This window comes from Micromonospora arborensis (assembly GCF_003205615.1).
Taxonomy (GTDB): Bacteria; Actinomycetota; Actinomycetes; order Mycobacteriales; family Micromonosporaceae; genus Micromonospora; species Micromonospora arborensis.
In genome coordinates this window covers 41,444-66,812 of sequence record NZ_PYBV01000032.1, presented here as the reverse complement: position 1 = coordinate 66,812, position 25,369 = coordinate 41,444, and the positions used below count along the sequence as shown (strand labels likewise).

Annotated in this window: 20 protein-coding genes; 11 read left to right on the top strand and 9 right to left on the bottom strand. The window is 71.5% G+C overall.

The window, feature by feature from the left end; translation table 11 throughout:
- Positions 1-94: 94 nt before the first annotated feature.
- Positions 95-781: a hypothetical protein gene (locus C7C45_RS24405; protein ID WP_110566035.1), complete on the bottom strand. Its 687-nt coding sequence runs from the start codon at positions 779-781 to the stop codon at positions 95-97.
- Between the two features lie 69 nt (positions 782-850).
- On the opposite strand from C7C45_RS24405, the gene C7C45_RS24400 reads away from it, so the two are divergent.
- From C7C45_RS24400 to C7C45_RS24390, 3 genes are read left to right on the top strand one after another with little or no spacing between them, the layout of a single operon-like run.
- Complete coding sequence (locus C7C45_RS24400) at positions 851-3,469, top strand: valine--tRNA ligase (protein WP_110566034.1); 2,619 nt, start codon at positions 851-853, stop codon at positions 3,467-3,469.
- Complete coding sequence (locus C7C45_RS24395) at positions 3,466-4,800, top strand: bifunctional folylpolyglutamate synthase/dihydrofolate synthase (RefSeq protein WP_110566033.1); 1,335 nt, start codon at positions 3,466-3,468, stop codon at positions 4,798-4,800. The genes C7C45_RS24400 and C7C45_RS24395 overlap by 4 nt, the downstream gene beginning before the upstream one ends.
- Positions 4,797-5,270, top strand: coding sequence for a DUF4233 domain-containing protein (locus C7C45_RS24390; protein WP_110566032.1), 474 nt, complete (start codon positions 4,797-4,799; stop codon positions 5,268-5,270). Before C7C45_RS24395 ends, C7C45_RS24390 begins: the two co-directional genes overlap by 4 nt.
- 42 nt (positions 5,271-5,312) lie before the next feature.
- Here the strand turns inward: C7C45_RS24390 and C7C45_RS24385 are convergent, their stop codons facing one another.
- Positions 5,313-6,734 (bottom strand): VOC family protein, encoded by a 1,422-nt coding sequence (locus tag C7C45_RS24385; protein WP_110566031.1) that lies wholly within the window; start codon positions 6,732-6,734, stop codon positions 5,313-5,315.
- 142 nt (positions 6,735-6,876) lie between these two features.
- Between C7C45_RS24385 and ndk the strand changes: the two genes are divergently transcribed.
- On the top strand, positions 6,877-7,302 hold the full coding sequence (gene ndk, locus C7C45_RS24380; RefSeq protein ID WP_110566030.1) for a nucleoside-diphosphate kinase: 426 nt from the start codon (positions 6,877-6,879) through the stop codon (positions 7,300-7,302).
- Positions 7,303-7,338: 36 nt separating this feature from the next.
- Here ndk and sigJ read toward each other — a convergent pair whose 3' ends face one another.
- Together sigJ and C7C45_RS24370 are read right to left on the bottom strand one after the other, a co-directional pair.
- Positions 7,339-8,217, bottom strand: a complete 879-nt coding sequence (gene sigJ / locus C7C45_RS24375; protein WP_110566029.1) for an RNA polymerase sigma factor SigJ — start codon at positions 8,215-8,217, stop codon at positions 7,339-7,341.
- The gene (locus C7C45_RS24370) at positions 8,214-8,645 is read right to left on the bottom strand and encodes a carboxymuconolactone decarboxylase family protein (protein WP_425271169.1); all 432 of its coding nucleotides are present in this window, start codon (positions 8,643-8,645) and stop codon (positions 8,214-8,216) included. Before C7C45_RS24370 ends, sigJ begins: the two co-directional genes overlap by 4 nt.
- Positions 8,646-8,841: 196 nt before the next feature.
- On the opposite strand from C7C45_RS24370, the gene C7C45_RS24365 reads away from it, so the two are divergent.
- The gene (locus tag C7C45_RS24365; protein ID WP_110566028.1) at positions 8,842-10,392 is read left to right on the top strand and encodes an alkaline phosphatase D family protein; all 1,551 of its coding nucleotides are present in this window, start codon (positions 8,842-8,844) and stop codon (positions 10,390-10,392) included.
- A gap of 194 nt (positions 10,393-10,586) precedes the next feature.
- On the opposite strand, the gene C7C45_RS24360 is transcribed toward C7C45_RS24365, so the two are convergent.
- From C7C45_RS24360 to C7C45_RS24345, 4 genes are all read right to left on the bottom strand, one after another.
- A complete protein-coding gene (locus C7C45_RS24360) occupies positions 10,587-11,375 on the bottom strand; it encodes an ABC transporter permease (protein WP_110566027.1) in 789 nt (262 codons plus the stop codon).
- 10 nt (positions 11,376-11,385) lie between these two features.
- Entirely contained in the window at positions 11,386-12,159 is a 774-nt protein-coding gene (locus tag C7C45_RS24355; RefSeq protein WP_244200544.1) for an ABC transporter permease, read from the bottom strand.
- Positions 12,156-13,166: an ABC transporter ATP-binding protein gene (locus tag C7C45_RS24350; protein ID WP_110566025.1), complete on the bottom strand. Its 1,011-nt coding sequence runs from the start codon at positions 13,164-13,166 to the stop codon at positions 12,156-12,158. Before C7C45_RS24350 ends, C7C45_RS24355 begins: the two co-directional genes overlap by 4 nt.
- 61 nt (positions 13,167-13,227) lie before the next feature.
- Entirely contained in the window at positions 13,228-14,250 is a 1,023-nt protein-coding gene (locus C7C45_RS24345) for an ArsR family transcriptional regulator (protein ID WP_110566024.1), read from the bottom strand.
- A 310-nt stretch (positions 14,251-14,560) separates the two neighbouring features.
- On the opposite strand from C7C45_RS24345, the gene ileS reads away from it, so the two are divergent.
- Together ileS and C7C45_RS24330 are read left to right on the top strand one after the other, a co-directional pair.
- Complete coding sequence (ileS, locus tag C7C45_RS24335; RefSeq protein ID WP_110566023.1) at positions 14,561-17,707, top strand: isoleucine--tRNA ligase; 3,147 nt, start codon at positions 14,561-14,563, stop codon at positions 17,705-17,707.
- A gap of 95 nt (positions 17,708-17,802) precedes the next feature.
- The gene (locus C7C45_RS24330; protein ID WP_110566022.1) at positions 17,803-18,492 is read left to right on the top strand and encodes a lysophospholipid acyltransferase family protein; all 690 of its coding nucleotides are present in this window, start codon (positions 17,803-17,805) and stop codon (positions 18,490-18,492) included.
- Positions 18,493-18,495: 3 nt separating this feature from the next.
- On the opposite strand, the gene C7C45_RS35180 is transcribed toward C7C45_RS24330, so the two are convergent.
- Complete coding sequence (locus C7C45_RS35180) at positions 18,496-19,755, bottom strand: hypothetical protein (RefSeq protein WP_244200543.1); 1,260 nt, start codon at positions 19,753-19,755, stop codon at positions 18,496-18,498.
- Positions 19,756-19,833: 78 nt separating this feature from the next.
- Between C7C45_RS35180 and C7C45_RS24320 the strand changes: the two genes are divergently transcribed.
- The 4 genes from C7C45_RS24320 to mycP form a co-directional block, all read left to right on the top strand.
- Entirely contained in the window at positions 19,834-21,882 is a 2,049-nt protein-coding gene (locus tag C7C45_RS24320) for a TIGR03960 family B12-binding radical SAM protein (RefSeq protein WP_110566021.1), read from the top strand.
- 261 nt (positions 21,883-22,143) lie between these two features.
- On the top strand, positions 22,144-22,584 hold the full coding sequence (locus C7C45_RS24315; RefSeq protein WP_110566020.1) for a hypothetical protein: 441 nt from the start codon (positions 22,144-22,146) through the stop codon (positions 22,582-22,584).
- A gap of 10 nt (positions 22,585-22,594) precedes the next feature.
- Positions 22,595-24,076 carry a WXG100 family type VII secretion target gene (locus C7C45_RS24310; RefSeq protein WP_110566019.1) on the top strand — a complete coding sequence of 494 codons (1,482 nt, stop codon included), beginning with the start codon at positions 22,595-22,597 and terminating at the stop codon, positions 24,074-24,076.
- 10 nt (positions 24,077-24,086) lie between these two features.
- A partial coding sequence (gene mycP, locus C7C45_RS24305) for a type VII secretion-associated serine protease mycosin (protein ID WP_244200542.1) occupies positions 24,087-25,369 on the top strand: 1,283 nt, incomplete at its 3' end.

Here is a 25,369-nt window from a genome sequence, read left to right as displayed (position 1 = left end):
GCCGGACAATCTTTCAGAAACGGCCACCCCGTTGGGGTGGCCGTTTCTGCATTTCCTGACCGTGGGGTGACCCCGCCACCAAGGGCGCCAGTGGTCAGCCCCGCGACTGCATGTCCGCGCGGAGGTTCCGCAACAGGCCGCCCGCGTCGTCGACCGACCGGCCCGGGAACATCGCCATCACCACGCTGCCGTGGTCGGCCCACCCACACACCGCGAAGTCGCCGCCCTCACCGCTGGTGTTGCCGCACTTCATCACGCCGCCCAGGTCGCCCGCCGGCACCTCGCGCAGGCTGCTCACCGCGCCCGTGTCGTCCGACATCAGGCGGAAGAGACTGTCCAGGTCCCGCTCCGGCTGCCAGAGCAGGGTGGTGCCCCCGAAGACGAGCACCGAGCGCTTGTCGTCGGCCGGGTCGCGGTAGACAGTGCCGAAGCTGCGGTCCAACTCGATGTCCGCGGCCAGGCCGCTGCGCAGGTAGTCGGCTGTGCTCTTCGCCCGTTCGCTGTCGTCCCGGGTCAGGCCCGCCACCTTCTCGGGCGAGGTGAGTTGGGTGTCCTTCTGCTGCGCGATCCGCCACCCGCCAACACCCAGCACCCCGGCACCGGCGAGGCCGGCCACGAGCGCGACCGTCCAACCGATCTTGCGCCGTCGGGACCAACCTTCCGACCGGTCGTCGGGGTCACCCCCGGAGTCCCGGGTGCTCAGCTGGATCGGCTCTTCGGTCAGCTCGACCGGCTCGCGACCGCCTTCGAACGACCGCTCGGTGAGATGTGCGTCGGACATAGCCGACACCGTACGCGAACCACAGGTGGCGCACGTCAGGTCTGCGGAAGCCCTCCGTAGACTTGACAGGTGACCGAGAGACTGGATGCCCAACGCCCCGACGCCCCCACCCTTGCCGGCCAGTACCAGCCCGGCGAGGTAGAGCAGCGACGGTACGAGCAGTGGGTAGCCGCCGGGCACTTCCGGGCCTCCGCCGACAGCGAAAAGCCGCCCTTCACCATCGTCATTCCACCGCCGAACGTCACCGGCTCCCTGCACATGGGCCACGCGTTCGAGCACACGCTGATGGACGCCTTGACCAGGCGTAAGCGGATGCAGGGCTTCGAGGCGCTGTGGTTGCCCGGCATGGACCACGCCGGCATCGCCACGCAGAACCTGGTCGAGCGTCAGCTCGCCGCCGAGGGCCTCTCCCGGCACGACCTCGGGCGGGAGAAGTTCGTCGAGCGGGTCTGGCAGTGGAAGGCCGAGTCCGGTGGCGCCATCCTCGGCCAGATGCGCCGCCTCGGCGACTCCGTCGACTGGGACCGTGAGCGGTTCACCATGGACGAGGGGCTGACCCGCGCCGTCCAGACGATCTTCAAGAAGCTCTTCGACGAGGGCCTCATCTACCGGGCCAACCGGATCATCAACTGGTGCCCGCGATGCCTGACCGCGCTCTCCGACATCGAGGTCGAGCACACCGACGACGACGGTGAGCTGATCTCCATCCGGTACAGCGACGAGGTCGTGGTGGCCACCACCCGGGCCGAGACGATGCTGGGTGACACCGCCGTGGCGGTGCACCCGGATGACGAGCGCTACCAGCACCTGATCGGCACCGAGGTCGAGCTGCCGCTGACCGGCCGCCGTATCCCGATCGTCGCCGACGCGCACGTCGACCCGTCGTTCGGCACCGGCATGGTCAAGGTGACCCCGGCGCACGACCCGAACGACTTCGAGATCGGCCAGCGGCACGACCTGCCCGCGATCACCGTGATGGACGAGCGTGGCGTGATCACCGTGCCCGGCCCGTTCGAAGGGTTGGACCGGTTCGAGGCGCGGCCCGCGATCGTGGCGGCGCTGCGTGAGCAGGGCCGGATCGTCGCGGAGAAGCGGCCGTACGTGCACGCGGTCGGGCACTGCTCGCGGTGCAAGACGACCGTCGAGCCACGGCTGTCGCTGCAGTGGTTCGTCAACACCGCGCCGCTCGCCCAGGCCGCTGGCGACGCGGTCCGGGACGGCCGGGTTCGCATCGAGCCGGCCGAACTGGCCAAGCGCTACTTCGCCTGGGTCGACAACATGCACGACTGGTGCATCTCCCGCCAGCTCTGGTGGGGGCACCGGATCCCGGTCTGGTACGGCCCGCAGGGCGAGATCGTCTGTGTCGGCCCGGACGAGCAGCCGCCCACCGGTGACGGTTGGCGGCAGGACGACGACGTGCTGGACACCTGGTTCTCCAGTGCGCTCTGGCCGTTCTCCACCCTCGGCTGGCCGGAGCAGACCCCGGACCTGGCCAAGTTCTACCCGACGAGCGTCCTGGTCACGGGCTACGACATCCTGTTCTTCTGGGTCGCCCGGATGATGATGTTCGGCCTGTACGCGATGGACGGCAAGCAGCCGTTCGACGTGGTGGCCCTGCATGGCATGGTCCGCGACGAGCACGGCAAGAAGATGTCCAAGTCGTTCGGCAACGTGGTCGACCCGCTGGACTGGATCGACCGGTTCGGGGCTGACGCGACCCGGTTCACCCTGGCCCGCGGCGCCAACCCCGGCCAGGACGTCCCGGTCAGCGAGGAGTGGTGCCAGGGCTCGCGCAACTTCTGCAACAAGCTCTGGAACGCCACCCGCTTCGCCCTGATGAACGGTGCGCACACCACGGGTGACCTGCCGCCCGTCGAGCAGTTGTCCACCGTCGACCGGTGGATCCTGTCCCGGCTGGCGCACGTCACCGCCGAGGTCGACGAGCAGTTCGAGGCGTACGAGTTCGCCAAGGTGTGCGACCTGCTCTACCACTTCGCCTGGGACGACGTCTGCGACTGGTACGTCGAGCTGAGCAAGCCGGTGCTGGCCGAGGGTGGTGAGCGGGCTGACACCAGCCGGCGGGTGCTCGGGCACGTGCTGGATCAGCTCCTCCGGCTGCTGCACCCGGTCATCCCGTTCGTCACCGAGGAGCTGTGGCTCGCGCTGACCGGTGGCGAGACGGTGCAGACCGCCGCCTGGCCGGTGGCCGACCGGTCGTTGGTCGACGACGCCGCCGAGGCCGAGCTGGCCAGTGTGCAGCGGGTGGTCACCGAGATCCGGCGGTTCCGTTCCGACCAGGGGCTGCGCCCGACCCAGCGGGTGGCCGCCCGGTTGGACGGGCTGGCCGGGGCCGGTATCGACGCCCACGAGCCGCTGATCCGTTCGCTGGTCCGGCTGGACCCGGCCGGTGACGATTTCCAGGCCAGCGCGACGCTGGCCATGCCCGGCGCGGTCGGAGTCGCGTTGGACACCCGGGGGTCGATCGACGTGGCCGCCGAGCGGGCCCGGCTGACGAAGGACCGCGCGGCGGCTGAGAAGGAGGTCGCGCAGGCCCGGTCGAAGCTCGACAACCCTGCCTTCATCGGCAAGGCCCCCGAGCCGGTGGTCGCCAAGATCCGCGACCGGCTCGCTACCGCCGAGGCCGACCTGGTCCGGATCGACGCTGCTCTGGAGACACTTTCCTCGTGACCGACCGTACCGATTTCGCCGCCGTCGAGGCCGAGCTGAACGCCCGCGGCTTCACTCGCATGGTCTTCGAACTGGACCGGATCGAGTCGCTGCTGGATCTGCTCGGCAGCCCGCAGCGGGCGTACCCCGCGATCCATCTGACCGGCACCAACGGCAAGACCTCCACCGCGCGGATGATCGACTCGCTGTTGCGGGCGCACGGGCTGCACACCGGGCGGTACACCAGCCCGCATCTGGAGACCGTCCGGGAGCGGATCAGCCTGGACGGGGAGCCGGTCAGCGAGGAGCGCTTCGCGTCGGTGTACCGGGAGATCAAGCCGCTGGCCGACCTGGTCGACGCGCGGTCGGACGAGCCGCTGACGTACTTCGACATGACCACGGCGCTGGCGTTCGCCACGTTCGCCGACGCGCCTGTCGACATCGCGGTGGTCGAGGTGGGTCTCGGCGGCGCCGAGGACGCCACCAACGTTCTCCAGGCCGGGGTCTGTGTGATCACCCCGATCGGGTTGGACCACACCGAGTGGCTCGGTGACACGCTCCAGGACATCGCGCTGGCCAAGGCCGGCATCATCCACCCGGGCGCCACGGTGATCGCCGCGGCGCAGGAGGAGGAGGCAGCCGGCCCCCTCCTCGACCGTTGCGCCGAGGTGGGAGCGACCATCGCCCGCGAGGGCACCGAGTTCGGCGTGCTGGGCCGGGCGGTCGCCGTCGGCGGGCAGGTGCTCAGCCTGCAGGGCCTGGGTGGCGTCTACGACGACGTGTTCGTCCCGCTGCACGGTGCCCACCAGGCGCAGAACGCCGCGGTGGCGCTCGCCGCCGTGGAGGCGTTCCTGGGTGCCGGGGCCCGACGGCAGTTGGACATCGAGGCCGTCCGCGAGGGCTTCGCCTCGACCAGCTCCCCGGGGCGGCTGGAGCGGGTACGCAACGCCCCGACCATCCTGTTGGACGGCGCGCACAACCCGCACGGCATGGCGGCCACCGTCACCGCGCTGCAGGAGGAGTTCGCGTTCAGCAAGCTGGTGGCGGTGGTCGGCGTACTCGCCGACAAGGACGCCGAGGGGCTGTTGGCGCTGCTGGAGCCGGTGGTCGACCAGCTGGTGGTCACGCGCAACAGCTCGCCACGGGCGATGCCGACTGCGGAACTCGTCGAGCTGGCCGGTGAGATCTTCGGCGAGGAGCGGGTCGAGTTGGCCGAGGAGATGCCGGACGCGATCGAGTTGGCGGTGGCGCTGGCCGAGGAGGACGTCCCGGGTGAGCTCAGCGGGGTGGGGGTGCTGGTCACGGGTTCGGTGGTGACGGTCGCCGACGCCCGTCGGCTGCTGAAGCGATGACCGGCCCGGAGCGGGACCCACGCGCCACCGAGGACCCGACCGGCCTCCCGGCCACCGAGGACCGGACCGGCTCGCCGGCCGAGCAGGACCGGACCGGCTCGCCGGCCGAGCAGCCGACGGGGGAGGAGCCGCGGCGCTCCGGGTTGCGCAACCCGGAGCGGGCGGTACGCGGCCTCGGGGCTGGCACGCTCAGCCTGGAGGCGCTCGTGCTGCTGCTGGCGATCCAGCCGATCCGGGTGGTCGGCGGTGACCTGAGCGGTGCCGCGATCGGTGCCGTGGTGGCACTGGCGGTGGCCGCCGTCGTACTCGCCGGCATGATGCGCCGCCCCTGGGCCTGGCACGCCGGCACCGTGCTGCAGGGCCTGCTGATGCTGGGGGGCCTGCTGCACTGGTCGCTGCTCGGGCTGGGCATCATCTTCGCCCTGGTGTGGGCGTACGCGCTGCACGTTCGCCGGGTCATCCTCGGCTGACGCCCGATGAGGCTGGTGCGCCCCGACGTGGTGCGGGGCCGGTCAGGCCTCGGCGCGTTCACGCCACTGGGTGAGTGCGATGCCGTGGCCGTCCGGGTCGCGGAACGCCGCCGCCCACACCTCCAGCTTGGTGCCCCGGTTGACCACCCGGGGCGCGTACGTGAATCGGACGCCCGACTCGCGTAGCCGCTCGTACGCCGCTTCGATGTCGTCGACCTCAAGGTTGACGTGCACCAGCCGACGGCTGATGGGTGCGGCGCCGGTCACCTCGCGCAGCACGAGCCGGGTCGTGCCGGAGGCGAGTACGGCGTTGCCGGCCCCTTGGTCGACCTCGGTGAAACCGAGCACGTCGCGGTAGAAGCCGAGCGACCGGGGCAGGTCGGTCACCAGGAGGGTGAGACCCACCCCGCTGATCGGCGCCGCCGGGTCCGCAGCCGTGCCCCCGTCGAACCCGAAGATCGCCTCGTCCAGTTCCGCGTCGGTGACGGTCTCGCGGGCTGCCCCGACCGGGGACGGATCGTCCAGCGGAAGGTCGAGTGGGTCGAGCGGGTCGGTCGCCGGTGGGCCGGACCGCTGCGCGGGCGGCGGGTCGAAGCGCTCCGCGGGCGGCGGGTCGGCCGCCCGGTCGTCCTCCGGCCGATCGAAGGGCTCGGCGTCGGGCTCGTCGAAGCGCTCCTCGGCGGGCGAACGCGGCGCCGGCGTTGCCCGTCGAGGCAGCCCACCACCTGCCTGCTGCTCGACGAGGACGCCCTCCAGGACCACGGGGCCGCCCGGGCTCTGGTGCATCACCACGGGCTCGCGCTCCTCGGACACGACGCCCGGGTCGTCGCGCAGGGGGTCGGGGCGCAGCGGGTCGTTGGTGCGCACAGGGTCGGGGCCGAGCGGGTCCCGGAACGGGTCGCGGAAGTCGTCCCGGAAGTCGTCGTCCGGCCCACGGTCGGCCCACGGCGGGGCATCCTGCTGGATCAGCACCTCGTCGATCGCGTCGGCGTCGGCGAACTCCGGCGGAAGGTCGGCGACGGCGGCGGCGGTCTCGGCGTGGGTCAGCACCTCGTCCCAGAGGACCCGGACGTGCCGCTGGTCGTCCAACGCGACCCGGATCGGCAGGGTCTGGCCCAGCGACGGCCACTTGGAGACCGGCACCCTCGGCTCGATGATCTTCTTGGATCGGGGCGGTAGGCCAGGCGCGTCGATCACCAGTTGCAGTTCGCAGCGGCCGAACGCGTACTGGGTGGGTGGTTCGGAGGCGCTGTGCACGTGCCCGACGCCGACCACCCAGGTGCGCCCGCCGCCGCGTACGGTCGCCAGCGCGATCGCCAGCACCAGCAGGGCGACCCCGAGAGCCACGATGGCCCAACTGGTCATGCCCAGCCCGAAGAGGACGACGAACGTGGCCACGGTGCCCAGCACCGTGCCGATCAGCTTGCGTACCGGCGCGATGGGCCGGTTCCCGCCATTCGCCACAGTGGACCTCCCGGGGGTCAGGGCCAGGCTAGGCCGGATCGGCCACCGGGGGAAAGACCGGCCGCCGCGCCGGCGCCGGGACCGGGTCGCTAGGCTGACCGTACCGATCCCGAGCGTTCAGCGCGTACAGGAGGAACCCAGCGTGTCCAGCAACAGCCCGGATGAGCGCAGCCTCGTTCTGATCAAGCCCGACGCGGTCCGCCGCGGCCTGGTCGGCGAGGTCCTCTCCCGCTTCGAGCGCAAGGGGCTGCGGATCGACGCGATGGTGCACCGGACGATGGACGCCGCGCTCGCCGACGAGCACTACGCCGAGCACGTCGACAAGGCGTTCTACCCGCCGCTGAAGGACTTCATGACCAGCGGTCCACTTGTCGCCCTGGTGCTCTCCGGAGACCAGGTCATCGACGTGGTCCGCGGCCTGGTCGGTGCCACCGACGGCCGCAAGGCCGCCGCCGGCACCATCCGGGGCGACCTGTCGCTGTCCAACCGGGAGAACCTGGTGCACGCCTCCGACTCGACGGACAGCGCCAAGCGCGAGATCGCGCTCTGGTTTCCCGAGCTGGGCTGACGCGACCCGGCCGGGGCCGGCCATCAGCGCCGGCGTTCAGTCGACGGACTGCAGTTTTGTCGGGTTGCCGACCACGTAGATCCCGGTGATCTGACCGTCCGCCGCGGTGATGGTGAGGGTGTACCGAGTGCCGTCCGCGCGGGTGATCACCACTGCGGGTTCCCCGTTGAGTTCGATCTGTTCGATCGTCCTGGGCTGGCGTGGGCGGCCGTAGATCCCGGCGTAGAACCGGGCGATCCGGTCCGCGCCACCGACCGGGTTGAGGGCGGCCCGTACCCGCCCACCGCCGTCGTTCCAGGCGATGGCGTCCGAGGCGACCAGGCCGGTGAGGGTCGCCAGGTCTCCGTCCTGGGCGGCGGCCAGGAACGCGTTGAGCAACCGCTCCCGCTCCGAGCGGCTGGCGGTGAACCGGCGCTGCTCCTGTCGGACCCGCGCGGCCGCCCGATGGTGCAGTTGCCGGCAGTCGGCAGCGGACCGGTCCAGGATCTCGCCGATCTCCGCGTACGGCAGCTCGAAGGCCGTGTGCAGGACGTACACCGCCCGCTCCGGCGGGGTGAGCCGTTCCAGGACGTGCAACAACGCCGTGGAGAGCGAGTCGCGCAACTCCGCGCGGTCCAACGGCCCGAACGGTGAGGGCGTGGTCGGCACCGGCTCGGGCAGCCACGTACCCACGTACGTCTCGCGGCCGGACTGCCGGGCCCGCAACCGGTCCAGGGCCAGATGGGTGACCACCCGGGACAGGTACCGGCGCGGCTCGCCGACCGTCGTGCGGTCGACGCCCAGCCAGCGCAGGTACGTCTCCTGGAGCACGTCCTCCGCGTCGTGCCGGCTGCCGAGCAGGCGGTACGCGAGCCCGAGCAGCATCGGCCGGTGCGCCTGGAGCGCACCGGCCGCGTCTGCTGCCTCGGTGGTCATACCTGGGCCGGAGGCTCCAACTGCATCGTCACGCCGATCCGATTCCACACGTTGATTGTGGCAATCGCGATGACGAGGTCGGCCAGTTCCTTCTCCGACCAGACCTTCGCGGCGGCATCCCACACGTCATCCGGAACGCCGTGCTCACCGAGCCGGGTGACCGCGTCGGTGAGCGCCAGCGTGGCCCGCTCCCGCTCGTCGAAGAACGGCGACTCCCGCCAGGCGGCGACCGCGAACAGGCGCCGGCTCGACTCGCCTCCGGCGAGCGCGTCCCGGCTGTGCATGTCCACGCAGTACGCGCACCCGTTGATCATCGACGCCCGCAGCTTCACCAACTCGAGCACGGTGCCGTCGACGTTCGACTGGACGTACTTCTCCAGCCCGAGGACGGCCTGGTACGCCTTCGGCGCCACCTCGCCGGGATTCATTCGCTGCATGACTACCTCCCCTGATCGGTTCGACACCGACACGACGGATCGGCGGGGGCACGTCGTGACAACCGTGGCTGTGACTCCGGTCATGCCGACCGGACAACCCGCGTTCCGACCCGCGTCATCCGCCTCGCCGATCGCGGTCATCTCCGCCCGGTAGACCGACAGGGTCAACCCATCACCGGGAGGAAGCATGACCGAGCTCGATCGACGTACCCTGCTGCGGGCTGGCCTGGTGGCCGGTGCCGGAGTCGCCGGCGGCGCCCTGCTGGGCGGTGCCGGCGCGGGCGCGGCCCCAGCCTGGCGCCCGGCGGGACGCCCGGTACTCACCCACGGTGTGCAGAGCGGTGATGCCACCGCGGACTCGGCGCTGGTCTGGACGCGGGCCGACCGGCCGGGCCGGATGCTGGTCGAGGTGAGCCGTCGGCCGGACTTCCGGGGCGCGCGGAAGCTGCGCGGCCCGGTGCTCACCCCGGACGGTGACTTCACCGGGAAGGTCCGGCTGCGCGGCCTGCCGGACGCCGAGAAGCTGCACTACCGGGTCCGGGTGGAGAGCCTGGACCGGCACGGGGTGGTCAGCGAGCCGCTGACCGGGTCGCTGACCACCGCGCCGGGCCGGCACCGGCGGCGCGACGTGACGTTCGTCTGGACCGGCGACATCGTCGGGCAGGGCTGGGGGATCGACCCGAACTTCGGCGGGATGTCGATCTTCCGGGCGATGCGGGAGGTCCGGCCGGACTTCTACCTGTGCAGCGGTGACACCGTGTACGCCGACGGCCCGCTGGTCGAGTCGGTGACGCTGCCCGACGGGCGGATCTGGCGCAACCTGGTGACCCCCGAGAAGAGCAAGGTGGCCGAGACACTGACCGAGTACCGGGGGCAGTTCGCCTACAACCTGCTCGACACGCACCTGCGGGAGTTCGCCGCCGCCGTGCCGCAGATCAACCAGTGGGACGACCACGAGGTCCTCAACAACTGGTACCCGGGGGAGATCCTGGACGACCCCCGCTACACCGAGCAGCGGGTGGATGTGCTCGCCGCCCGGGCCCGGCAGGCGTTCAACGAGTGGCTGCCGGTGCCGGTCGACGGCCCGATGTACCGGCGGCTGTCGTACGGGCCGTCGCTCGACGTGTTCGTGCTCGACATGCGGACCCACAAGGACCCGAACGACGGCAACACGTACGCCGACCCGAAGCGCGGTCTGCTCGGCCGCGAGCAGCGGGAGTGGCTGATCCGGGAACTCAAGCGGTCCACGGCGACCTGGAAGGTGATCGCCAACGACCTGCCGATCGGGGTGGTGGTGCCGGACGGTCCGACCGCCCAGGAGGGCGTCGCGCAGGGCGACCCGGGCGCGCCGGCCGGGCGTGAGCTGGAGTTCGCCGAGGTGCTGCGGGCCACCCATCGGGCCGGGGTGACCGGCATGGTCTTCCTCACCGCAGACGTGCACTACTCGGCCGCGCACCACTACGACCCGTCCCGCGCGGCGGTCGGTGACTTCACCCCGTTCTGGGAGTTCGTCTCCGGACCCGCGCACGCCGGGGCGTTCGGCCCGAACGCGCTGGACGGCACGTTCGGCCCGCAGGCGGCCTTCGTGCACGCCCCACCGCAGGCCAACAGCTCACCGGCGGAGGGCTTCCAGCACTTCGGTGAGGTCTCCATCGACGGACAGTCGGAGGCCCTGACGGTCCACCTCCGCGACCGCGACGGCGCCTCCCTCTGGTCCACCACCCTCCCAGCCCCCTAACAGCCCACCCCCGCCCCCGGGACCGGCCAGGCCCCGGTCGGCCAGGCCCCGGTCGGCCCGGCCCGGGTCGGCCTGGCCCCGGTTGATCATGAGGTTATCGTCACGACACGCCGGTGCGGCCGGCAATAACCTCATGATCAACGGGGCCGAGGGGCGGGGCCGAGGGGCGGGGCCGGGGCCGGGTGGGGTGGGCGTTACAGGGTGTCTAGGGAGGCTCGGCGGCGGGATTCGGCTTCGAAGACCTTGAGTAGGAGTGCGGCGAGGACGGCGTAGGCGGCGGCGATGGCGAGTTCGGCGGCGAGTTGAGGTGCGGCGGCCTGAAAGCCGTCGCCCGCGACCAGCCGGCGGGCGGCCTCGGCGGCATGGGTGATCGGCAACAGCTCGCCGGTGACCCGCATCCAGGCCGGTAGCCCGGCGGCGGGCACGTTCACCCCGGTGAGCAGGAGCAGCAGCGCCACCGAGACGTTGGAGACCAGCCAGACGTCGCGGAACCGAAGCCCGATCGCACCCAGGGTCAGGCCGAAGAAGCCACAGGCCAGCGCCGCGACCGCCAGGGTCAGCAGCAACCCCGGCAGCGCGTCGAGCGGCACCCGGAGGCCGAGCAGCAGCGCCGCGGCGGTCATGGTGGTCACCGCGATCAGCAGACCATTCGCCGCGTACGGCAGGACGCGGCCGAGGAAGACGGCGGTGCGGCTGCGCGGCGACAGCAGCACGTGTCCGAGGGTGCCGAAGCGGCGCTCGTTGGACACCGCCATCGTGCCGCCGAACACGCAGGCCAGGGAGGCCGCCAGTACCGCGTTGCCGGTGATGTAGAAGCCGTCGTCGGCGACTCCGAGCTGGCGTCCCAGGTAGGCGAAGAAGAGCAACTGGAACAGCGGGCCGACGAGCAGCGTGCCGACGAACATCGCCGGGGTGGTCCAGTTGAACAGTGCCCGGTAGGCGATCACGCCACCGGTGCCGACCAGGCGGAACAGTGCGGTCATCGTCGCCTCCTCAGGCCAGAGCGAGGGTGGCCGCCGCGCGGGCGCGCCGCTCGACGTGGGTCATCATGATCGCGCCGAGCGCCAGGCAGGCCAGGCTGATCGCCAGGCAGACGCCGAGCGACGGCCAGACCGGCCCGCTGCCGGTGGCCGCCTCGCGGACCGCACGCGCCCCCCAGGTGGTGGGCAGCGCGGCGGCGATCGGGCCGGTCCAGCCGGGCAACGCGGTGATCGGTACGAGCATCCCGGAGACCAGCCAGATCGGGTACTCCAGCGTGTTGGTCAGCGCGTTGGCGTTGCGTAACAGTACGAACGTGGAGGCGAGCAGCAGGCCGAACATGCCGAGCCCGATGATGCAGCCGGGCACCGCGACCGCGAAGGCCAACGGATCGGCGAAGGTCAGCGGAATGCCGTACAGCAGGCGGCCCCAGGCCAGCGTGGCGACCATGGCGTACGTGCCGGTGAGCGCGGTGGCCAGCGTGATCGGCAGCACCACCAGGGCCGGCGGCCGGGGCGCCAGCATGATCATCTCCAGGGTGCCCTGCCAGCGCTGGTTCTGGATGGCGCCACCGGAGCCGAACAGCACCGACGACCAGACGCCCATCAGCCCCGCCCCGACGGCGGCCTCCAACAGCCGACCCGGCTCACCGCCGGCCCGGAACAGGTAGACGGCCAGGGTCGCCTGCACCACCGGGACGATCAACGCCGTAGCGATCTCGAACGGCGACCGGCTGAGCTGCTTGGTGTGCAGCAGCGCGCCCACCGCGATCATCCGCAGCGTCCTCACCCGGCCACCGCCTCGACGGGGCGGGTCTGCGCGTTGACCCGGTTCACGATCGCCACGTACGCGTCCTCCAGGGTGGGCTGCCGGGCGGTGACCCGACCCAGCCGGACCCCGTCCAGCGTGCGCAGCACTTCGGCCTGCACGTCCACCCCCGCGTCGGACTGCACGCCCAGCAGCTGGGCCGCTCCGGCGACGGTCACGCTCGCCTCCCGTACGCCGGGCAGGGCGTGGATGGCGGCGAGTTGCGCGTCGCCGACCCCGTACGCCTCCACCTCCAGCACCTGTCGGCCGTCGGCGTGGTGCCGCAGCTCGGCGGGAGTGCCGAGGGCCTGGATGGTGCCGTTGGCGATCACCGCGATCCGGCCGCACAGTTCGTCCGCCTCGGCCATGTAGTGCGTGGTGAGCAGCACGGTGGTGCCAGTGGCGGCGAGGTCGGCCACGGTCTGCCGCAGTTCCCGGGCGGCCACCGGGTCCACCCCGATCGACGGCTCGTCGAGGAAGAGGACGCTCGGCCGGTGCAGCAGGCCCCGGGCGATGTGCAGCCGCTGCCGCATGCCCCGCGAGTAGCCCTCCACCCGGTCGTTCTCCCGGCCGGTCAGCCGGACCAGCTCGAACAGCTCGGCGATCCGCCGCTTCTGCTCACGCCCCGGCACGCCGTACAGCTCGGCGAAGTAGCGCAGGTTGTCCCGCGCGGAGAGCCGGTCGTAGAGGCCGCGGTCGCCGCCGAAGACGTACCCGATCCGCCGGCGCACCTCCCGGGTCTGCCGGACCACGTCGAACCCGCAGACCCGGGCCTCGCCGGCGGTCGGGATGAGCAGCGTGTTCAGCAGCTTGATCGTCGTCGTCTTACCAGCGCCGTTCGGCCCGAGCAGGCCGAACAGCTCCCCGTTGCCGACCGTCAGGTCGACGCCGCGGACCGCCTCCACCTCCCGGCGCTGTGGTCGTAACCAGCCTGTTCGGCTGCGGTAGGTGCGGCGCAGCCCGGCCGCCTCGATCGCGTACTCGCTCATGAGCGGCCACGCTAGGAGCAGCGGGGTGGTCGGGGAAACGAATTCGGATCGGGCCGAATGTTCAGGCCGAGGCGGTCACCGGCGCGTCGCCGACCAACTGCACCAGGGCCACGCCGGCCGGTTCCAGCCCGTACAGCACCCGCCGGCCGACCCGACGGCGGTGCACCACACCGGCCGTGAGCAACGCGGAGAGTTGCTCCGAGACGGTGCTCGGGGCCAGCCCGAGAGTGGCCGCGAGGCCGGCGGTGGTGGCTGGCCGGGTCAGCGCCCGCAACACCTGGGACCGGCCCCGCCCGACCAGCACCGCCAGCCGGTCGACCGTCGGGTCGGTCGCGGGCCGGTCGACGGCCGGCCGGTCGGCCAGCAGCACCGAGCCCCGGGCCTGGTACGAGACCGCGAGGATCTCCGAGTTATCGGTGGAGAAGGTGAGCGCCCCTCGGGAGAAGATCAACGGGATGAGCAGCAGCCGCTGGTCGACCGCAGTGAACTCCCCGTCGAACGGCTTGACCAGGGTCAGCACCGGCTTCTTCCAGAGCACCCGCTCGTGCAGGTCGGCCAGCAGCGCGTCCGGGCCGTGCGCGGCGAGCGCCCGCGCCCGGTGCAACACCTCCTCGTCCAGGGCGGCCCGCATCGCCGGCCACCAGGGCGCGATCGCGGCGTTCCAGTACGCCTGGAGGCCGTCGGCGAGCCGGTTCAGGGCCGCCTGCCGATCGGTGACGAACGGGCGCAACCAATCCGGGAGGTCGTCGAGACGGTGGTAGCGGGGGAGTTGCTCAGCGATCACCGAGGCCGGCGTGGCCCGGAGCACGGCCAACTCCTCGGCGATGGTCGGGCTGGCCGTCGGCGGCACCGGACCCAGGAAGTCCGGGTACCAGTGGCCGGTCGCCGAGTAGAGCCGGGCCGGGGCAGCCGCCGGCAACTCGGCGAGCACCCGCCGGGCGTGCCGCGCCCAACCGGTGTAGGGCCAGGGCGCCTCGTCCGGGTACCGGTCGAGCAGGTAGAGGCTGCACTTGGCCTCCCACAGCGGGCTGGTCGCGATCCGGGTACGGGCCAGCGTGGGCTCGTCCAACTCGATCCGGATCACCCGGCCAGCCTAGGCGGCGAGCGGCGCGGGATTACTCGGCGGGAGCGGTGGGCGGGTCGAGTATCGTTGAGCACCGTAAGGCGATGACCCGGCCATCACCGGTGAGCCTCCGGAAGAACAGCCGGGTGACCGGCCCAGTAGAACCGGACGGGTCCGGCCCGTCACAGCCGGCCAATGAGCGGGCGGTCGATCCTGACCGCCAAGCGGGGTGGTACCGCGGACCACCCGGGAACGCCGTTTGAGGCGTACCCCCGGAAGGTTCGTCCTCGCAGTCCCACGTTGAGTGACTGCGCGAGGAGAGCGACCCCCGATGGCCTATCCGATGCACGACCCGACCGCCGCCGGTGTCCCGGCGAGCCCGGACCTGCCCGCGGTCGAGCGGCGGGTGCTGGAGCACTGGACGGCCGACAAGACCTTCGAGGCCAGCATCGAGGCCCGCCCGGCGGGCGACGACGGCAAGAACGAGTACGTCTTCTACGACGGCCCCCCGTTCGCCAACGGCCTGCCGCACTACGGCCACCTCTTCACCGGCTACGTCAAGGACGTGGTGCCGCGCTACCAGACCATGCGCGGGCGGCACGTCGAACGGCGCTTCGGCTGGGACTGCCACGGCCTGCCCGCCGAGGTGGTGGCCGAGAAGCAGCTCGGCATCACCAGCAAGGCGGAGATCATCGACCTGGGCGTGGCCCGGTTCAACGAGGCCTGCCGCACCTCGGTGCTGGAGTTCACCCAGGACTGGGAGCGGTACATCAACCGGCAGGCCCGCTGGGTCGACTTCAGCAACGACTACAAGACCCTCGACCTGGACTACATGGAAAGCGTCATGTGGGCCTTCAAGACCCTGCACGACAAGGGTCTGATCTACGAGGGCTTCCGGGTGCTGGCGTACTGCTGGCGCTGTGAGACGCCGCTGTCGAACACCGAGACCCGGATGGACGACGTCTACCGGGACCGGCACGACCCGACGCTGTCGGTGTGGTTCGGGCTGACCCCCGACGAGTCCGCCCCGGAGTTGCTGCGCGGGCCGGTCAAGCTGGGCGTCTGGACCACCACGCCGTGGACCCTGCCGTCGAACCTGGCGCTCGCCGTCGGCCCCGACATCGAGTACGCGGTGCTGGAACGCGACGGCGAGCGGTACGTCGTGGGCGCCGCGCGGCTGGCCGCGTACGCCAAGGAGCTGGACGGCTACGAGCAGGTCGGCACGGTGTACGGCCGGGACCTGGTCGGACGCCGCTACACGCCGCTGTTCGACTTCCTCGTCGAGCAGGCCGGGGAGAACGCCTACCAGGTGCTCGGCGCGGAGTTCGTCACCACCGAGGACGGCACCGGGATCGTGCACCTGGCCCCGGCCTTCGGTGAGGACGACCAGAACGTCTGCAACGCCGCCGGCATCCCGACCATCGTCACGGTCGACGACCACACGCGGTTCACCGCCCTGGTCCCGCCGTACCAGGGTGAGCAGGTCTTCGACGTCAACAAGCCGGTGATCCGGGAGCTGAAGGAGCGGGGGGTGGTGCTCCGGCAGGACACCTACACCCACTCGTACCCGCACTGCTGGCGCTGCGACACCCCGCTGGTCTACAAGGCGGTCTCGTCGTGGTTCGTGGCGGTGACCCAGTTCCGCGACCGGATGGTCGAGCTGAACCAGCAGATCAACTGGACTCCGGCGCACATCAAGGACGGCTCCTTCGGCAAGTGGCTGGCCAACGCCCGGGACTGGTCGATCAGCCGGAACCGGTTCTGGGGTTCGCCGATCCCGGCCTGGAAGTCCGACGACCCGAACTACCCACGGTTGGACGTCTACGGCTCGCTGGCCGACATCGAGCGGGACTTCGGCGTACGCCTCACCGACCTGCACCGGCCCGCGGTGGACGACCTGGTCCGCCCCAACCCGGACGACCCGACCGGCAAGTCGATGATGCGCCGGGTGCCGGAGGTGCTGGACTGCTGGTTCGAGTCCGGGTCGATGCCGTTCGCCCAGGTGCACTACCCGTTCGAGAACGCGGACTGGTTCGAGCACCACTACCCGGGTGACTTCATCGTCGAGTACATCGGGCAGACCCGCGGCTGGTTCTACACCATGCACGTGCTGGCCACCGCGCTGTTCGACCGGCCGGCGTTCCGCAACTGCCTCAGCCACGGCATCCTGCTCGGCTCGGACGGACGCAAGATGTCCAAGAGCCTGCGCAACTACCCGGACGTGTACCACGTCTTCGACGCGTACGGCTCGGACGCGATGCGGTGGATGCTGATGTCCTCGCCGGTGTTGCGCGGTGGCGACATGGCGGTCACCGAGGCGGGCATCCGCGACGCCGTGCGGCAGGTGCTGCTGCCGCTGTGGAACGTCTGGTACTTCTTCACGCTCTACGCCAACGCGGACGGGTACCAGGCGCGGCGGCGCACCGACTCGACGCACCTGCTCGACCGGTACGTGCTGGCCAAGACGAACGAGCTGGTGTCGACGGTCGGCGCGCAGATGGACGCGTACGACATCTCCGGCGCCTGCGCCACCGTCCGTTCCTACCTGGACGCGCTCACCAACTGGTACGTGCGTCGCTCCCGGGACCGGTTCTGGTCTGGCGACGTCAACGCGTTCGACACGCTCTGGACCGTGCTGGAGACGCTCTGCCGGGTGGTGGCGCCGCTGGCGCCGCTGACGGCGGAGGAGATCTGGCGCGGGCTCACCGGGGAACGCTCGGTGCACCTGACCGACTGGCCGGAGGCAACCGAGTTCCCGGCCGATCACGACCTGGTCGCCGCGATGGACGCCACCCGGGCGGTCGCCTCGGCGGCGCTGTCCCTGCGCAAGGCCAAGGGGCTGCGGGTACGCCTGCCGCTGTCCACGCTGACCGTGGCCTCGCCGGCGGCGGAGCAGCTGCGCCCGTTCGCCGACCTGGTCGCCGACGAGGTCAACGTGAAGGCGGTGGAGTTCAGCGCGGAGCTGTCCGCGTACTGCGAGCAGGTCCTGACCGTGGTGCCCCGGGCGCTCGGCCCCCGGGTCGGCAAGCAGGTGCAGCAGGTCATCAAGGCGGTCAAGGCGGGCGACTGGGAGTTGGTCGACGGCGCCCCGGTGGCCGCTGGCGTCACCCTCGCCGAGGGTGAGTACGAGTTGCGCCTGGTCGCCGCCGACGCCGAGCACTCCGCGCCACTGCCCGGCGCCGAGGGTGTGGTGGTGCTGGACACCGAGGTCACCCCGGAGTTGGCCGCCGAAGGGCTGGCCCGCGATGTGGTGCGGGTGGTGCAGCAGGCCCGCCGGGACGCCGACCTGGACGTGTCGGATCGGATCGTGGTGGCGGTGTCGGCGTCCGAGGAGGTGCGTGCGGCGGTGACCGCGTACGCCGACTTCGTCTCCGGGGAGGTGCTGGCCGACTCGGTGGACTTCGCCGAGGGCCTCGACGGCTTCGCCGGCGAGGTCGGCGAGGGCGAACGGGTGACGGTCACCGTCCGCCGCGTGTGAGGACGGTGCGGGCGCCTCACCACCTCCGTCTGCGAGGTGTGGAGGCGTCCGCTACCGTGACACCGCCTGTCCGCACCTCATCTGCCGGAGGACCAGTGCCCCTGCTCTACACCATCGGCAAGCTCGCCGTGGGGCCCACGCTGCGGTTGGCGTTCCGCCCGACCGTGGAGGGGCTGGAGAACGTGCCGGAGACCGGCGGCGCGATCTTCGCCGGCAACCACCTCTCGGTGGCCGACGAGCTGTTCCTCGGCACGGTCGTGCCCCGGCATCTGGCGTTCTGGGCGAAGTCGGAGTATTTCAAGGGTGCCGGCGTGAAGGGCGCGATCTCCAAGTTCGTCCTCACCGGCCTGGGTGCCATCCCGGTCGAGCGGGGCGGCGGTCGGGCCGCGCTGTCCGCGTTCGACGCGGCGATCCCGGCGCTCAAGGGCGGTGACCTGGTGGTGGTCTACCCGGAGGGCACCCGCTCGCCGGACGGCAGGCTCTACCGGGGGCGGACCGGGGCGGTCCGGCTGGCGACCTCCACCGGCGTGCCGATCATTCCGGTCGGCATGATCGGCACGGACAAGGCGCAGCCGATCGGCGCGCGGGTGCCCCGTCCCGGCACTGCCAAGATCACCATTCGGTTCGGCAAGCCACTGGACTTCACCGGTCGGCCGACCGATCGCGCCTCGCTGCGGCAGATGACCGACGAGATGATGAGCGAGATCCAGAAGCTCACCGGCCAGGAGTACGTCCCCCGCTACGCCCCGCCGCGCGCCCACCCGGACCCGATCCGGGAGGCCTGACCGTCAGCCCTTGGGCTGGACGATCTGGGCGCGCAGGGTGGCCAGCAGGGCGGCGCTGTCGGCGACGGAGAGCCGGGTGAACACCCCGGTGGCGATGCTGCCGTAGTCAACCGAGGTGCAGACCACCACCTCGTCGCCCGCGGACCGGCCGACCGCGCATCGTTCGTGCCGGCCCCGCACACCGGTGTCGACGCTCTCCGGGGCGTCCAGCGTGTAGCGCTCGGTGAGCCGGCTGATCTCGGCGTCCGCGTCCGACTCCGGGTTCAGCCGGAAGCCCGTGCCGCCGAAGACCGTCACCTGCTTGCCGTTCGAGGTGGAGTAGACGCCGGCGAAGGTGTCCTCGGCCAGCCAGTGCTCCTTGCGTACCTCGTTCTCCAACTGCTGGGCGGTCTCCGCGCTGCGGTTGTCCTGGCGCAGGCTCAGGTCGTCCACCTGGGCGGGCAGTGCGGCCTGGACCGGGTACTGGGCCGAGATCGGGAACCCGTAGTAGGCGGGGCAGCCACAGCAGCAGGCCAGGGTGAGTAGCAGGACCCACGGCCAGCGGCGACGTCGGCGCACCGGCACCGGCACGTACCCCTTGGGGGCCTGCCAGCCGGGCGGCGGTGCCACCGGCGGCGTGGCGGATCGGCGGCCCCGGCGCTGCTTCGGCACCACCGGCGGCGGCGCGGGCGGCGGCATCGGTCGGGTCGGGATCCTCGGCCCGGTGGCCTGTGGTGGCCTCGGGGCGGCCGCCGGAGACACCGGGTGCGACCCGACCGACCCAGCGGGCGGACCGGACCACTGCCGGGTCGCCGGCGGCGTCGGGTAGGGCACCGTCGGGGGCAGTGGGGGCAGCTCGGCGGACGGCAGGTCCCAGCCGCCGGTGTCCACGCCGGCCCACGGGTCGACCGGGGTCTGGTGCTCCGGCGAGCCGACTGGCGGCGGCGGGGTCGGCTCGGCCGACTCGCCCCACGCCGGTCGACGCGGCAGCGGGGGCGGCACCGGCGCCGACCCGCTCCACCTGGGCGCGGGGGCCTCCGCGGTGGCGGCGGCCGCGGATTGGTCCGAGGGTGCCGGCGGGTCCGGTTTCTCGGGCCGGGTCGGGGGTTCCGGCTGCGCCGAGGGTGCCGGCTGGTCCGGTTTCTCGGGTTGCGCCGAGGGTTCCGGCTGGTCCGACGGTACGGGTGGGGAGGTCGGCTCGTCGGCGGCCGCCGGATCCCGGTCCGGCTCTGCGCCCGGGGTGCTCCCGTCGGCCGGCCGTGCTCCCGGCTGGGGCTCGGGCATCGCGGCAATCTCCTCTCGCGCCGGTCCGAGGTTAGTACCGCGCCGCCACCGCGGGGTGGGCGCGTACCCTTGGGCATCATGAGTGCCACGTCCCCGACGCCGCGCGCGGCCGCGACCAACTCAGGCGACGACTCCAGCTCCGCGGCTCCCACGCCGCGCCGCGACCTGGAGCCGTCGGTCTGGTCCCAGCTCGAGCCGCTGCTGCCCCAGGTTTCCAAGCCCATCCAGTACGTCGGGGGCGAGCTGGGTGCCGTGACCAAGGACTGGGGCGCGGCCACCGTGCGCTGGGCGCTGATGTATCCGGACGCCTATGAGGTGGGCCTGCCCAACCAGGGCGTGCAGATCCTCTACGAGGTGCTCAACGAGCTGCCCGACACCCTCGCCGAGCGGACGTACGCGGTCTGGCCGGACCTGGAGACCCTGATGCGCACGCACGGCGTGCCGCAGTTCACCGTCGACGCGCACCGGTCGGTCCGCGACTTCGACGTGTTCGGCCTCTCCTTCTCCACCGAACTCGGTTACACCAACATGCTCACCGCGATCGACCTGGCCGGCATCCCGATGCTGGCTGCCGACCGCACCGACGCCGACCCGGTGATCCTGGCCGGCGGGCACGCCGCGTTCAACCCGGAGCCGATCGCCGACTTCATCGACGCCGCGGTGCTCGGCGACGGTGAGGAGGCGGTTCTGGAGATCACCGCGATCGTCCGGGAGTGGAAGGCCGAAGGCTCCCCGGGTGGCCGCGACGAGCTGCTGCTGCGGCTGGCCCGGACCGAGAGCGTCTACGTGCCGCGCTTCTACGACGTCGACTACCTCCCGGACGGGCGGATCCAGCGGGTCGTGCCGAACCGGGCGGACGTGCCGTTCCGGGTGCACAAGCGCACGACGATGGACCTGGACGCCTGGCCGTACCCGAAGAAGCCGCTCGTCCCGCTGGCCGAGACGGTGCACGAGCGGTACGCGGTGGAGATCTTCCGAGGCTGCACCCGGGGCTGCCGGTTCTGCCAGGCCGGCATGATCACCCGTCCCGTGCGGGAGCGGTCGATCACGACGGTCGGGCAGATGGTCCGCGAGGGCCTGGAGTTCTCCGGCTTCAACGAGGTGGGCCTGCTGTCGCTCTCCTCGGCGGACCACTCCGAGATCGGTGACATGTGCTCGGGCCTCGCCCAGCAGTACGAGGGCACGAACGTCTCGCTGTCGCTGCCGTCGACCCGGGTGGACGCCTTCAACATCGACCTCGCGCAGGAGTTGTCCCGCAACGGGCGGCGTACCGGCCTGACCTTCGCCCCGGAGGGCGGATCGGAGCGGATCCGCAAGGTCATCAACAAGATGGTGACGAAGGAAGACCTGATCCGCACCGTCGTCACCGCGTACACCAACGGCTGGCGGCAGGTGAAGCTCTACTTCATGTGCGGCCTGCCCACCGAGACCGACGAGGACGTCCTCGAGATCGCGGAGATGGCCCACGAGGTGATCAAGGCCGGTCGGGCCGCCACCGGCTCCAAGGACATCCGCTGCACGGTCTCCATCGGTGGGTTCGTGCCGAAGCCGCACACCCCCTTCCAGTGGGCGTCGATGGAGCGTCCGGAGGTCATCGACCACCGGCTCAAGATCCTCAAGCAGGCGATCAACTCGGACCGTTCACTGGGCCGGGCCATCGGCTACCGCTACCACGACGGCGAGCCGTCGCTGATCGAAGGGCTGCTCTCCCGGGGTGACCGCCGGGTCGGCTCGGTGATCCGCAAGGTGTGGGAGAACGGCGGCCGCTTCGACGGTTGGAGCGAGCACTTCTCCTACCAGCGCTGGGTCGACGCGGCTGCCGAGACGCTGCCCGCGTTCGGGGTGGACCTCGACTGGTACACCACCCGGCAGCGCGAGGAGCTGGAGGTCCTGCCCTGGGACCACCTGGACTCGGGTCTGGACAAGGACTGGCTCTGGCAGGACTGGCAGGACTCGGTCAGCGAGTTCGAGCAGGACGACTGCCGATGGACGCCCTGCTTCGACTGCGGTGTCTGCCCATCGATGGACACCGAGATCCAGATCGGCCCCACCGGCAAGAAGCTGCTGCCGCTCACCCCATTGGGCGGCAGCGGTATGAAGGTCCCGGCAGGCGGCCACTCCCACTGACCGCCCGTCGCAGGGCAGCGCCTGGTGGCGGTGAGCCACTAAACTCCACATCCGACATGTCACCCAACGGGTCCGCGTCTCGCGGGCCCGTTGGCGCTGGTCGGGCCGCACCGCGCGCAACGGTCGACGCCGTGACCTCGCCGGTATCGACGACGCCTGGTGCGGTGTGACGCCGGCCGGGGCTGCCCCGACTGGGTCAGACTCGATACGCTGGGTCCGACATGGACCGACCCGGCGGGTCGGGAACGGGGGAGGAAGCTGATGGGGACCATTCCGCCGCCGAACACCGGCGATCTACACGTCAGCGTCGAGGACCTGGACGCCGCGGCGGCGTACGTCGAGCGGCTGAAGCAGTACGTCGACGACACCATCCTCTACGAGATGGAACGCGTCAAGGAGCGGATGAAGGGCGACAGCAACAACGCCCAGACCGTCCCGAACGGCACCCCCTTCGGCGCCTACGAGGACGCCCGCATGCAGTGGCAGGCGCTGACCACGTCCACGACCAACATGGAGATGCACCTCAAGACGCTGTCCCAGCGGCTCGCCTCGCTGAAGCAGGGCACCGAGGACATCGCCAAGGCGTTCCGTGACGCCGAGGCGCGCAACGGCGCCAACGGCAAGGAGATCGAGCGGCTGCTCGAGTCGGCGGCTCCGCCGCCCGCTGCTGGCGGCGCACCTACCTACCCGTACACGGCCTGAGGGGGACGTCATGGCTGAAGGAACCTGGGAGCGGTGCGTCCGCGAAGTGACGCTCTCCGCGGACCCGGAGACGGTCGGCTCGGTCGGGCAGGGGTGGGGCAATCTCTCCTCCGGCCTGACGCAGCTGCGGGACGCGCTCGTCGGCCGATCGTTCGTCGGTCCGATCGCTACGGGTCAGGAGCGCCCGCACGTCGGCGGCCTGCCCGGGATGCTCGCCGGTTGGAAGGGCAGCGGCGGTGACGCCTACCGCGAGCATCTGGGTGAGATCGGTAAGCAGATCGAGGATCTGATCACCGATTCGACGAACGTCAGCGGCGCGTTGGGGCGGATCGAGACGGACATCCGCAGGGCGGTCGCCACGATCCCGATCCCACTGGGGGACGACTTCGGCATCAACGAGTGGAGCCTGCCCAACGGCACCGAGCTCGACGACGCCCGCGACGGCGAGAGCGCGTCGGGCTTCCTCGCCGCGTTGCGCAAGGACTACCAGAGCAACCCCGGGTCGTACGCCGACGGCGCGTTCCGCGACAAGGCCGACGACCTGGAGGCGACCATGAAGGTCGACGGCCAGGCGGGTGACCACAAGCGGGGCGGTTGGTGGGACACCAAGTCCCATCTGGACAACTGGTACCGGGACAACCAGCAGGCGGCGAACACGGCGATGTCCCCGCTGCCCGCGGCCGTGTACACCGAGCGCCCGAAGCTGCAGGTGGGCGATCCGAAGCGCTATATGGATGACTACCGACCCGACGATCGAGTGCCGCCGAAGGGGCGGCCGGACGTCGGTGACTTCGGTGGCGGTGGCGGTGGCGGTGGCGGCGGTGGGATCGACGTCGGTGGCGGCCCGAGCATCGGCAAGCCGCCCGGCGGCGTCGACATCAGCGGTGGGCCGACGTCTGTCGGGGGCCCGTTCTCCCCGCCCCCGACAAGCGGATTCGGCGATGACTCCTCCACCGGCGGCGGCTCTGGCTCGTTCGCCCCTCCGCCCACCGGTTCGGGATATCCGGGTGTCGACGACGGCTACAGCACCGGTCTGGCCGGCGCCGCGCCCAGCGGCCTTGGCGCCGGATACGGCGGCGCGGGTGGCGGCCTCGGTGGCGCCAGCCTCGGTGGTGCCGGCGGTGGTTTCGGTGGCGGCGTTGGCGCGGGCGGTGGCATCGGGTCCGGTGGCGGTGGCCTGGGCGGCGCCGGCGTGGGCAGCATGGGCGGCATCCCCGGCATGATGGGTGGCGGTAACGGCAAGGTGCCGCCGATGACGAGCGCGGCGAACGCGCTGCGCACCGCCGCCGGTGCGGGCGGCGCCGGCCTGGCGGGCGGCGCGCGTGGCGGTGCCGGGATGGGCGGCGCCGGGATGGGCGGCATGATGGGCGGCGCGGGCGGTGCCGGGCACGGCGGTGGTGGTGGTACGGGTTCGGAGCACTCGTCGTGGTTGACTGAGGACGACGATCCGTGGGGTCCCGGTGACGGGGCGTCCCCGGGCATCCTGCGATGAGGGCGAACGGATGACAGTGAACGTCGGAGCGCTCCGACCGGCCGCGGCCTGTCTGCTGGCGGGGCTCCTGGTGCTGGGGGCCGCCCAGCCGGCGGCGGCGGCACCTCGCCGGGCCGAACAGTGGTATGTGGACGAGCTCCGGATCGAGCAGGCGCACAAGCTGTCCACCGGGCGGGGCGTGGTCGTGGCCGTGATCGACAGTGGCGTCGACGCCAACCATCCGGACCTGAAGGGCCAGGTGCTTGCGGGCGGCCGCAGCGACGGCGGTAGCGGAGACGGACGGGTCGACGCGCAGGGGCACGGCACGCACATGGCCGGCATCATCGCGGCGACGAATGCCGGCCCCGACGGCGTGGACGGCATTGCCCCCGGCGCGAAGATCCTGCCCATCAGGCTGGACGACTCTGCGGATGATGACGCGCCGTATGACGAAGTGGTGGTCAGCCGCGGCATCCGGATGGCCGTCGACGGTGGCGCCAAGGTGATCAATATTTCACTGGGCAAGCCGTCGGCCGTCAGCCCCGAAGAGGTCAGTGCCATCCAGTACGCCTGGGAGCACGACGTCGTCGTGGTGGTCGCCGCCGGTAACATCGCCAACGGCAGCGTCAAGGTCGAGGCTCCCGCCAGCGTTCCTGGCGTGATCGCCGTGACCGGGACGACCCGGGGCGGCAAGTTCTGGTCCGGGTCGGTCCAGGGTCCGGAGGCGGTGGTCGCCGCACCTGGCGATGACATCTACAACGTCGGCCGTGACAAGGGCTACGGCTGGGGTGACGGCACCTCCGACTCCGCGGCGGTCGTCTCCGGTCTTGCCGCGTTGATCCGATCGAAGTACCCGGACCTCGACGCCCCCAATGTGATCAACCGGATCATCCGGACCGCCCGGGACGCCGGTCCCGCCGGCCGCGATCCGCAGTACGGCTTCGGCCTGATCGATCCGGTGACCGCACTGAGCGCGAACGTGCCGCCGGTCACCGCGAACCCGCTGCTCGGCCCGACCGCCGCGACCGCCGACCCGGCGCCGACTCAGACTGCGGACGCGGCCGAGGAGTTCGACGTCACCCAGCACGGTGACCGTGGTGGGCCCACGGACCAGCAGGTCATGGTGATCGTCATCGGTGTCGCCGTGGTGCTGGTGCTGCTGTTGGCGCTGGCGGTGTTCCTGATCTGGAACCGACGTCGGTACCGCCGTGAGGCGGCCCTGGCGGCCAACGTCCCGGACCACCTGCTCGACCAGCAGCCTCCCGACGGCGGATACGGACCACCCGGCGGTTACCCGCCGCCCGGCGCTGGTTA

Bases quoted from the DNA above. Each gene is read 5' to 3' on its own strand.
- C7C45_RS24405 (WP_110566035.1), bottom strand. From the start codon at position 781: ATGTCCGACGCACATCTCACCGAGCGGTCGTTCGAAGGCGGTCGCGAG.
- C7C45_RS24390 (WP_110566032.1), top strand. From the start codon at position 4,797: ATGACCGGCCCGGAGCGGGACCCACGCGCCACCGAGGACCCGACCGGC.
- sigJ (WP_110566029.1), bottom strand. From the start codon at position 8,217: ATGACCACCGAGGCAGCAGACGCGGCCGGTGCGCTCCAGGCGCACCGG.
- C7C45_RS24370 (WP_425271169.1), bottom strand. From the start codon at position 8,645: ATGAATCCCGGCGAGGTGGCGCCGAAGGCGTACCAGGCCGTCCTCGGG.
- C7C45_RS24365 (WP_110566028.1), top strand. From the start codon at position 8,842: ATGACCGAGCTCGATCGACGTACCCTGCTGCGGGCTGGCCTGGTGGCC.
- C7C45_RS24360 (WP_110566027.1), bottom strand. From the start codon at position 11,375: ATGACCGCACTGTTCCGCCTGGTCGGCACCGGTGGCGTGATCGCCTAC.
- C7C45_RS24350 (WP_110566025.1), bottom strand. From the start codon at position 13,166: ATGAGCGAGTACGCGATCGAGGCGGCCGGGCTGCGCCGCACCTACCGC.
- ileS (WP_110566023.1), top strand. From the start codon at position 14,561: ATGGCCTATCCGATGCACGACCCGACCGCCGCCGGTGTCCCGGCGAGC.
- C7C45_RS35180 (WP_244200543.1), bottom strand. From the start codon at position 19,755: ATGCCCGAGCCCCAGCCGGGAGCACGGCCGGCCGACGGGAGCACCCCG.
- C7C45_RS24320 (WP_110566021.1), top strand. From the start codon at position 19,834: ATGAGTGCCACGTCCCCGACGCCGCGCGCGGCCGCGACCAACTCAGGC.
- C7C45_RS24315 (WP_110566020.1), top strand. From the start codon at position 22,144: ATGGGGACCATTCCGCCGCCGAACACCGGCGATCTACACGTCAGCGTC.
- C7C45_RS24310 (WP_110566019.1), top strand. From the start codon at position 22,595: ATGGCTGAAGGAACCTGGGAGCGGTGCGTCCGCGAAGTGACGCTCTCC.